The sequence below is a fragment of the Geothrix fermentans DSM 14018 genome (assembly GCF_000428885.1).
Taxonomy (GTDB): Bacteria; Acidobacteriota; Holophagae; order Holophagales; family Holophagaceae; genus Geothrix; species Geothrix fermentans.
On sequence record NZ_AUAU01000010.1, the window covers coordinates 129,810 to 136,914 of the forward strand.

A 7,105-nucleotide genomic window follows, 5' to 3' on the forward strand; every position below is an offset into this window, starting at 1 on the left:
CCTGTGGCGGGGATCACATTCAGGATGGGCCCCGGGACTGCCTCTCTGCGCGCGTCCCGTGGCGGGCAGCCGTCCCCCGCGGCATCCGGCCCTTCCGGAAGGCCCCGCGGCGTGGAAAAATATAGGGTTCAGGGGGCGGACATGCCAACGGCATTGATCTCGGTGTATGACAAAGAGGGGCTCCTGCCGCTGGCCAAGGGCCTGCTGGCCCAGGGCTGGCGCCTGCTGGCCACGGGCGGCACCCTGCGGGCCCTCCAGGAGGCCAAGCTGGAAGCCCAGGAGGTCGCCGCCTACACTGGCGCCCCCGAGTGCTTCGACGGCCGCGTGAAGACCCTCCACCCCCGGATCCACGGCGGCCTCCTCTTCCGGCGGGACCTGCCGGAGCACGTGGCCGACGCCAAGGCCCAGGGCATCGATCCCATCGACCTGGTGGTGATCAACCTCTACCCCTTCGAGGCCACCATCGCTCGAGAAGGAACCACCCCGGCCGAGGCCATTGAGCAGATCGACATCGGCGGCCCCAGCATGATCCGCAGCGCCTCCAAGAACCACGCCTCGGTGACGGTGCTCACCAGCCCCGACCAGTACGGGCCCTTCCTGGAGAAGCTCCAGGCCGGAGCCTGGGGCCTGGAGGACCGCCGCCGCTGCGCCCTGGAGGCCTTCCGGCGCACCGCCGCCTACGACGCCGCCATCTCGGGCTGGATGGAGCGGGAGCTGGCCCAGGGCAAGTCCACGGGGCTGCCCCACCACCTCTGCCTGAACCTGGTGCAGAAGCAGGGCCTGCGCTACGGCGAGAACCCCCACCAGCCCGCCGCCTTCTACACGGAGCCCGGCCGCACGGTGGAGGGCATGGCCGCCTGCCAGCAGCTCCAGGGCAAGGAACTCAGCTTCAACAACCTGCTGGATGCCGACGCCTGCGCCAAGCTGGTCTGGCAGTTCCCGGCCCCGGCCTGCGTCATCGTCAAGCACAACAACCCCTGCGGCGTGGGCCAGGGGCCCCATGCCCTGGAGGCCTTCATGCGGGCCCAGGCCGGCGATCCCGTCAGCGCCTTCGGCGGCATCGTGGCCTTCAACCGGCCCGTGGGGGTCGAGGTGGCCCGGATCATGGCCCAGACCTTCTGGGAGGTCATCCTCGCCCCGGCCTTCACCGGAGAGGCCCTGGAGGTCTTCGCGGCCAAGAAGCAGCTCCGCATCCTCCAGACCCAGGACCACTGGCCCCAGGCCGCCGAGGGCATGGACGCCCGCTCCATCGGCGGCGGCTACCTGGTCCAGCACGCGGATGACGGCTTCGTGCCCTTCGAACAGTGGGAGGTGAAGGCCAGCGGCCCCGGCGCCAAGCCCCGGTCCGAGGACCTGATGCTGGCCCAGCGGGTGGCGAAGGCCGTGAAGTCCAACGCCATCGTGCTGGTGAAGGATGGCGCCACCGTGGGCATCGGCGCGGGCCAGATGAGCCGCGTGGATTCCGTCGAGATCGCCTGCCGCAAGGCCGGGACCCGGTCCCGCGGGGCCGTGCTGGGCAGCGACGCATTCTTCCCCTTCGCCGACGGCCTCGAACTGGCCGCCAGCCACGGGGTCACCGCCCTGGTGGAACCCGGCGGCAGCCTCCGCGACAACGAAGTCATCGCCGCCGCCCAGAAACTGGGCGTGTGGCTCTTCTTCACGGGCATGAGGCATTTCAGGCACTGACTGATTCACCACCAAGGCACCAAGACACCAAGAACTGCTTGGTTTTTCTTGGTGTCTTGGTGTCTTGGTGGTTCGCTTTATCTTTTCGGGTATCCCAATGAAGACTTCTGAACTCCGCCAGCGATTCCTCCAGTACTTCGAGCGCCAGGGGCACCGGCGGGTGGCCTCCAGCGCCGTGATCGGGCCGGCGGACGATCCCACGGTGATGTGGACGAACTCGGGCATGATCCAATTCAAGGACGTGTTCCTGGGCAAGGAGAAGCGGGACTACACCCGCGCCACCACCAGCCAGAAGTGCCTGCGCGCCGGCGGCAAGCACAACGACCTGGACCAGGTGGGCTTCACGGCGCGGCACCACACCTTCTTCGAGATGCTGGGCAACTTCAGCTTCGGAGACTACTTCAAGGCCGACGCCATCCGCTTCGCCTGGGAGTTCGTCACGGGCCCCGTGGACCAGGGCAACCTGGGCCTGGATCCGGCGCACCTCTGGATCACGGTCTTCGAAGGCGCCGACGGCGTGGCTGCGGACACCGAGGCCGAGGAGCTGTGGAAGGCCGCCGGCGTGCGGCCCGATCGCATCATGCGCTTCGGCAAGAAGGACAACTTCTGGCAGATGGGCGACACGGGCCCCTGCGGCCCCTGCTCCGAGATGCACTACGACCGGGGCGCCCACATCCCTGGCGATGCCACGCCCAACGGCGAGGGCGATCGCGTCATGGAGATCTGGAACCTCGTCTTCATGCAGTACGAGCGCGATGCCAAGGGCGTGCTCAGCCCGCTCCCCCGGCCCAGCATCGACACGGGCATGGGCCTGGAGCGCACGGCCAGCATCCTCCAGGGCGTGGACAGCAACTACGAGATCGACCTGTTCGAGCCCATCTTCGAGGCCATCTGGAAGGTCGCGAAGGTCAAGCCCGGGGAGCGCCGGGAGCACACGAACCGCACGGCCTCCCAGGTGATCGCCGACCACATCCGCGCCGCCACCTTCATGTGCTTCGACGGTGTGGTGCCCAGCAACGAGGGCCGAGGCTACGTGCTGCGCAAGATCGTCCGCCGGGCCCTGCGCTTCGGCCGCAAGCTGGGCATCGAGGGGCTCTTCTTCGCGGACCTGGCTCCCGCCGTGGCCCAGGCCATGGGCGACCAGTACCCGGAGCTGCCCGGGGAGCTGGCCCGCATCCAGAAGTCCCTGCGCCACGAGGAGCGCCAGTTCAGCCAGACCCTCTCCACGGGCCTGAAGATCCTGGAGTCCAGCGCCATCACGGAGGGCGCGCTCGCGGGCTCCGACATCTTCCGGCTCTACGACACCTATGGCTTCCCCGTGGACCTGGTGGAGGACTGGTGCCGGGAGCGGGGCATCCAGGCGGACCTCGCGGGCTTCGAGAAGGAGCTGGGGGCCCAGCGCAGCCGCGCCCGGGCGGCCATGAAGGCCCATGATCTGCGCCTGGCGGGGGACCTTGCGGTGCTGGCGGACCTGCCCCCCACCACCTTCACGGGCTACGAGCATCTCGAGGGCCAGGCTCACGTGGTGGCCCTCTTCGACGCGGGCTACCACCGTGTCCCGCAGCTCAGCGGCGAGGGCTACGTCCTGCTGGACCGCACCCCCTTCTACGCCCAGTCCGGCGGCCAGGTGGGCGACACCGGGCAACTCCGCTTCGAGGGCGGCCACGCGGAGGTGCTGGACTGCACGGCCCCGGCCCAGAAGCGCCACCTGCACAAGGTCGAGGTGACCGGCCTCCTGCTGGAGAACACCCCGGTCAACGCGCTGGTCCATGCCATCCGGCGCCGGCGCGTGCGGGCCCACCACACGGCCACCCACCTGCTGCATGCCGCCCTGCGCGAGGTGCTGGGCACCCACGTGAAGCAGGCTGGCAGCGTGGTGGACGAGCAGCACCTGCGCTTCGACTTCACCCACTTCGCGCCCCTGGAGGCCGACCAGATCGCCGAGATCGAGCGCCTGGCCACCCGCCAGGCCCTGAACTCGGTGCCCACCCGTGTGAAGGAGATGGACATCGAGGAGGCCCTGGCCTCCGGAGCCATGGCCCTCTTCGGCGAGAAGTACGGCGACGTGGTGCGCGTGGTGCAGGTGCCCGGCTTCTCCACGGAACTCTGTGGGGGCACCCACGTCGCCAACACCGGCGAGATCGGCGTGGTGAAGATCGTCTCCGAAAGTGCCGTGGCCGCGGGCGTCCGCCGCATCGAGGCCGTGGCCGGCGAGCTGGCCCTGGAGCTGCTGCAGGCCGACGAGACCATGATCCACGGGCTCGCCCGCCAGGCCAATGCGGCCCGCGAGGTCCTGCCCGATCTCCTCGTCTCCAAGGACCAGCGCATCACCCAACTGGAGCGCGACCTCAAGGAGGCCAAGCTCAAGGCCGCCAGCGGAGGCGGCAGCGCGGAGCAGGTGGAGCAGGTGAAGGGCGCCACCCTGGTCACGGCCTCGGTGGAGGGCCTGGAGGGCCATGCCCTGCGGGAGTTCATGGACCAGATCCGGACGCGCCACCGCAGCGCCATCATCGTCCTGGCCTCCAAGACCGCCGAGGACAAGGTGGCCGCGCTGGTCTCGGTGTCGCCGGACCTGGCCTACGATGCCGGCGTCCTCTTCAAGGCGATGCTGCCGGCCCTGAACGGCCGGGGCGGCGGCAAGAAGGACCTGGCCCAGGGGGGCGGCAGCCATCCGGCCGGGCTGCCGGAGGCCTTCGCCGCCCTGCGCGCGGCGCTCTGAACCCTCACAGGAATAAGGTCACCGGGCCACCCTCCGACAAGATGTAGGTGAACTTCCCTGGAGGGGACCGCCCCATGCTTCCCATCCGCCGGCTGCTGCTGCGGGACCTCCTGGTCCTCATGGCCGGCCTCTCGGCGCTGTTCCTGGGCCTGTCCTGGTGGAGCCAGCAGCAGGCTCTGGAGCGGCAGGCCGGCGCCCGCGCCCAAGCCGCCCTGCGCCACCTCGACAGCGCCCTCCGGGGCGACCTCGAGGCCTCCCAGACCCTGGGGCAGGTGATCCGCGGTTGGTGGCTGGGGGGGGTGCTGGATCCCGCGGACCCCGAGGGGGCCGCCCGGCTGATCGCGCCCCTGCTCACCGCCCAGCGGAGCATCACCAGCCTCAACCTGGCCCGGACCGACGGCCGCTCCCTCCTCTTCCTGCACGCCGGGGGCGCCTGGAGCCTCCGGGACCTGGACCAGGCCGGGCCCGCCGCCCAGATCCGCTGGAGGGCCATGGACCCGGCGGGCCGCCTGGAGCCTGGTTCCTGGGCGCCCATGTCCTACGACCCGCGCACCCGGCCCTGGTACCTCGCCGGAGCCGCCGCCCCGGTCCCCTCCTGGACGCCCCCCTACGCCTTCTACACCACCCATGATCCGGGCATCACCTACACGCTCCCCGTCCGGGATGGTTCCCGCCTCCGGGGCGTGGTGGCCCTGGACTTCATGCTGGACGACCTCACGCACCGGGTCTGGTCCGCCCAGCCCACGCCCGGAAGCCGCTCCCTCGTGGTGGATCCCGGGGGAATGGCCCTGATCCTCCCCCGGGACCCGGCCTTCGAAACCCCCGAGAGCCGCCGGAGGGCCTTCCTCAAGCCCCTGGAGACGCCCTTTCTCGGCCCGGAGGCCCGCCAGCTGGAGGACGACGCCCACGGGGGCAGCCCCCGCCGGGTGACCTCCCAGGGCCAGCGCGCCGTGGGCCTCTTCCGGACCTTCGAGGGGCTTCCGGGCCTCCACTGGCGGCTGATCCTGACGATCCCGGAGGACGACCTGCTGGGCTCGGCGAGGCTGCGGGCGGCGGGCATGCTGGGCCTCGCGCTCCTCGGCCTGGGCCTGGCGGCCTGGCGCATCCGGCACATCGCCCGGCGGGTGGCGGAGCCCATCACGGCCCTCGGGGCGCTGGCGGAGAACCTGGGCCAGGGCGCCGCGGGGCCGGTCATCCACACGGACATCCAGGAGATCTGCACCCTGGAGCGAGTTCTGGTGCAGGCCGACGAAAGCCTCTCGGACAAGGCCCGGCTGCAGAGCCAGCTGGAGCACAGCCAGCGCATGGAGACCGTGGGCACCCTGGCGGGGGGCATCGCCCACGACGTCAACAACCAGCTGGCGGCCATCCTGGGCCAGCTCCACCTCAGCCGCGAGGCGCTGCCGGAGAACCACCCCGTCCTGAGCCGGATCCTGCGCGCCGAGGAGGCCGCCCGGCGCTGCGCCCAGACCACCAAGGCCCTGCTCTCCTTCAGCCACCAGTCCCGCCCCGAGCTGAAGCCCCTCGACCTGAACGCGCTCATGCGGGAGACCGCCACCCTCCTGGAGCGCGTGCTCGGCGGCCTGGTCCGCCTGCATCTGGCCCTTCAGCCGGACCTCCCCCCGGTGTCCGGCGACTCGGTGCAGCTGGAGCAGGTCCTCATGAACCTGGCCGTGAACGCCCGCGACGCCATGCCGAAGGGGGGCTGCCTGACCCTCCGCACCTTTCGGGGCGAGGAGGGTCAAGTCTGTGTGGAGGTGCTGGACACGGGCACGGGCATCCCCGAACACCTCCTGCCCCACATCTTCGAGCCCTTCGTCACCACCAAGGAGGCCGCCAAGGGCACAGGCCTGGGCCTGGCCATGGTCTTCGGCATCGTGAAGGCCCACCAGGGCCGAATCCAGGCGGAGAACGCTCCGGGCGGCGGGGCCCGCTTCCTGCTGTGCCTCCCGCCCGCCCGCCAGGACACACCGGGAGACGTTCCACACCCGGCGGATCCCTGCGGGGAGGGTGAGTGCCTGGCCGGACGGCGGATCCTGGTGGCCGAGGATGAGGCCCTGCTGCGCGACCTGCTGGCGGACGCCCTGACCCAGGCCCGAGCCCAGGTCACCACCGCGCCGGACGGGGGCGTGGCCTGGCAGGCGTGGCAGAGGGGCCGCTTCGACCTGGTGCTGAGCGACCATCGCATGCCCGATTGCACGGGCCTGGAGCTGTTGAAGCGGATCCGCGCCACGGGCTCGGAGGTCCCCTTCATCCTCGTGAGCGGACAGGGGGTGGATGGCCTGGAGGCGCCCCTGGCCCAGGCTCCGGGTGTGCGGTTCCTCCCCAAGCCCTTCGAGCTATCCCGGCTCCTCGCCCTCATGGCCGAGCTGCTGGCCGGGCGGAGCAGCTAGCTGTCGCGGCCAAGGACGTTGTTCAGCTTTTGAGCGGGGGCGAGACCGCCGAGGGCTGAGTGGGACCTGTGGTGATTGTAGTGGTGGAGCCAGGCTTTGAGGGCTTGGCTCCGCTGTTCTGAGGATTGGTAGGCCAGGCGGTAGGCCCACTCGCGAAGGGCTGTCTGGATGAACCGTTCGGCCTTGCCGTTGGTCTGAGGGCGGTAAGGCCGGGTGAAGCTGTGCCGGATGTCTTGGGCCTCGCAGACAGCTTGGACCAGCTTCGAGTGGTAGCACATGCCGTTGTCGGTGAGGATGCGCTGAACCC

At 70.5% G+C, this 7,105-nt stretch carries 4 protein-coding genes; 3 read left to right on the plus strand and 1 reads right to left on the minus strand.

Annotation, left to right across the window (positions count from 1 at the left end; translation table 11 throughout):
• Positions 1-141: 141 nt before the first annotated feature.
• The 3 genes from purH to G398_RS21155 all read left to right on the plus strand — a co-directional run bounded on the left by purH (position 142) and on the right by G398_RS21155 (position 6,798).
• Complete coding sequence (gene purH / locus G398_RS0104925; protein ID WP_026852775.1) at positions 142-1,686, plus strand: bifunctional phosphoribosylaminoimidazolecarboxamide formyltransferase/IMP cyclohydrolase; 1,545 nt, start codon at positions 142-144, stop codon at positions 1,684-1,686.
• Between the two features lie 97 nt (positions 1,687-1,783).
• Positions 1,784-4,405, plus strand: a complete 2,622-nt coding sequence (gene alaS / locus G398_RS0104930) for an alanine--tRNA ligase (protein WP_026852776.1) — start codon at positions 1,784-1,786, stop codon at positions 4,403-4,405.
• A 74-nt stretch (positions 4,406-4,479) separates the two neighbouring features.
• Entirely contained in the window at positions 4,480-6,798 is a 2,319-nt protein-coding gene (locus G398_RS21155) for an ATP-binding protein (RefSeq protein ID WP_052571465.1), read from the plus strand.
• Here G398_RS21155 and G398_RS0104940 read toward each other — a convergent pair.
• The coding region (locus G398_RS0104940; RefSeq protein WP_026852777.1) for an integrase core domain-containing protein at positions 6,795-7,105 on the minus strand (311 nt) is incomplete at its 5' end. The genes G398_RS21155 and G398_RS0104940 overlap by 4 nt on opposite strands.